The organism is Pseudoalteromonas rubra (genome assembly GCF_005887115.1).
Lineage (GTDB): Bacteria > Pseudomonadota > Gammaproteobacteria > Enterobacterales > Alteromonadaceae > Pseudoalteromonas > Pseudoalteromonas rubra_F.
The window spans coordinates 1-2,620 of sequence record NZ_PNCJ01000091.1; the positions used below are offsets into that span (position 1 = coordinate 1).

At 41.5% G+C, this 2,620-nt stretch carries 3 protein-coding genes; all 3 read left to right on the forward strand.

The features are described from left to right. The first annotated feature begins 212 nt into the window (after window positions 1–212). The 3 genes from CWB98_RS23270 to CWB98_RS23280 all read left to right on the forward strand — a co-directional run bounded on the left by CWB98_RS23270 (window position 213) and on the right by CWB98_RS23280 (window position 2,530). Window positions 213–650: an acyl-CoA thioesterase gene (locus CWB98_RS23270; RefSeq protein WP_138546959.1), complete on the forward strand. Its 438-nt coding sequence runs from the start codon at window positions 213–215 to the stop codon at window positions 648–650. A gap of 150 nt (window positions 651–800) precedes the next feature. Further along, window positions 801–1,793: a fatty acid desaturase gene (locus tag CWB98_RS23275; protein WP_138546960.1), complete on the forward strand. Its 993-nt coding sequence runs from the start codon at window positions 801–803 to the stop codon at window positions 1,791–1,793. A 122-nt stretch (window positions 1,794–1,915) separates the two neighbouring features. Beyond that, window positions 1,916–2,530 carry a type II secretion system protein GspG gene (locus tag CWB98_RS23280; protein WP_171045743.1) on the forward strand — a complete coding sequence of 205 codons (615 nt, stop codon included), beginning with the start codon at window positions 1,916–1,918 and terminating at the stop codon, window positions 2,528–2,530. Window positions 2,531–2,620: the final 90 nt, after the last annotated feature.

The following is a 2,620-nucleotide window of genomic DNA, read 5'->3' on the forward strand; positions in this document are numbered from 1 at the left end:
GTTCTTTTGGGGTTTTGGAAAGGTTTGGAAAGACACCCAGTCTTAATTATTCCTTATTTGGGTTCTTTGGTTCACCACTGAATTATGTTCAGCATGAAAAACTGGCTTAGTTGCGCTTATTGAGTTGGACTGCAGAAATATCGCATAGCGCTTGTTACTGGTACGATGAGTTGTTACCCTCAAAGCAAATAATCATAATTCAAGGCAACATCATGCAGGAATTTTTCGAGAAATTTGCAATTAATACCAAAATAAATGTGGTGTGGGGTGAAATGGATGCTTTGGGGCACGTGAATAATGTGTCTTACTTTCGTTACTTCGAAACCGCGCGAATTGATTTTTTGAAACAAACAGGGTTACTTTCTGTCTTATCAGAACCCTCCCACAGCCCGGTACTGCGTGATACGTATGCGCAATATAAGCGACCGGTGACTTTTCCAGATACTTTGTATATTGGCTCATATATCACTGATATCAAAGAAGACCGCTTCACCATGCGTTACGAGGCGTTTAGTGAGTCACAGCAGGCAATATGCACAACAGGGTATGCGAATGTGGTGATGTTTAATATGAAAACAGGGCAAAAATCGCCCATTCCAGAGAGCATGTTGACCGTATTAAAGCAATACGAGATGGACAGTGAGCAATAGAGCGAGTTTCTGTTTGCTATAAATGCACTGACACTTGGAACTCGTTGTTTTTGACTTGAGTGACAGTCAGGCGGACCTTGTGCATAGATGTCCCCAAAGCTTGCAATCTGAGGTATGATTTTGGCATCAATAAGTTAGCAAAAACTATCTATGTCAAAGTTAACCGCGAAACAAAACATAACAGCGATAGTGACGGCGATTAAAGCAGAAGAGAAATCGCTCAGAGCGCGTTATCCTATACTTAAAAAGCAAAATGGCATAGCTATGGTTATTTTGCTGTTGTCATTATGTTCATTCACTGGGGCTGCTACGCTTTATTATTTTGCCGCTATTCCCGCGTGGTTGTGCATTCTTTTGGTAGCCTTTATTACTTCCATTACACATGAACTTGAGCATGACCTGATCCACAAGCTGTATTTTAGTAAACGTCCGCTTATACATAACTTTATGATGTTAGTCGTGTGGCTGATGCGGCCAAACACTGTGAACCCCTGGTATCGCAGAAAAATTCATTTACACCATCATAAAGTGTCTGGCACCCCACAAGACCTGGAAGAGCGCTTAGTGGGTAATGGTATTAAATCTCCTTTTTTAAGAGCGGTCGTCATCACTGATGGCCTGCTAGGCTTATTGATTAATTCAAAGCGCTTTAGTCGGGAAATTCGCGACTTCAGGTTTTTTCAGGTCTTCAATGCCGGTTTTCCCATTGCGTCGGCATACTTTGCGATTTTATACGGTGTAATCGCTTTTCATGTGCTGCAATTTTTTCATCCATTTGAACTACCTAAGTGGGGAGTTGAGCTACTGGCCGTTGCACAATTTCTGATGGTGGTTTTGATTGTGCCAAATATTGTCCGCTCGACGTCTCTCAACTTGATCACATCTTCAATGCATTATTATGGTGGAGTGAGCAATGTGCTAGAGCAAACGCATGTGATCACCAGTCGCTGGTTCTTACCATTTCAACTCTTTTGTTTTGATTTTGGCCGTACACACACAATTCATCACTTTGTGCCGAATCAGCCTTTTTATATTCGGCAATTAATAAGCAAAAAAATACGGCCCATTATGGCGCTACATGGAGTACGTTTTGATGACTTACAAAGCTTGAAACGTGCAAATCATTACCCAACACCTGAATAGTCAGATTAAACCAGAGACACCCAGTCGAACAATGCTTTTATAAGGCCATGCCAAACTGAAAGGCTTACAAGCATGGTGGTTTTATGCCTGGTCACAATGCTGGGGGAAACAAGGAAACTTCAATGCAAAAAGTTAAAGTTATAGCATTAGTAATCATTACTCTAATTTCAGCTTTTGCTAAAAGCTCAAGTAGAGAGCTATCACCGGAAGAAATAGCTTATCTAGATATTAAACAGTTGGCTGAAGCCGTTGAGCTTTACCATCGTGAATTCGGTCGTTATCCAACTAATGAACAAGGTTTAGGTGTGTTGGCTCAGGAAGTATTTATTAGTAAAAGTTGCCCTTGTAAAAAAGATAAGATTATTAATGGTCTACCTGAAGACCCTTGGGGCAGGGACTATTTATACCTATCGCCAGGTAAAAACAACCCGGAAGGATTTGATATATGGACATATGGTAAAGATGGGCTGCCCGGAGGTACTGGTGCTAACAGGGGGGGCGGGAACTGGGGTGAGCTTGAATGCGGGCTAAAAGAACAACATGGTTTCCAGGCGTTTTTTATTTTGCTGATATTAACAGGCTTCGGAGTAAGCCTTCCACCTTATATTGCCGGTGTATTTCTGGCTTACAGAAAAGGAAATTCAATCGAAAAATCATTGGTTGGCTACCACCTGGGAGTGCTTTGCTACTTTGTTCTGTTGGTATTTTTGCTCGCAGTTGCTTCTGTTATCCTTTAGATACAGTGGGGTAAGTGGAATAAAGACACCCAATTGAACTGTTTTTCGAATGGCAGCTAGTTTCAAGTTGAAAGACCTTCAAGCTTGGTG

Bases quoted from the DNA above. Each gene is read 5' to 3' on its own strand.
- CWB98_RS23270 (WP_138546959.1), top strand. From the start codon at position 213: ATGCAGGAATTTTTCGAGAAATTTGCAATTAATACCAAAATAAATGTG.
- CWB98_RS23275 (WP_138546960.1), top strand. From the start codon at position 801: ATGTCAAAGTTAACCGCGAAACAAAACATAACAGCGATAGTGACGGCG.
- CWB98_RS23280 (WP_171045743.1), top strand. From the start codon at position 1,916: ATGCAAAAAGTTAAAGTTATAGCATTAGTAATCATTACTCTAATTTCA.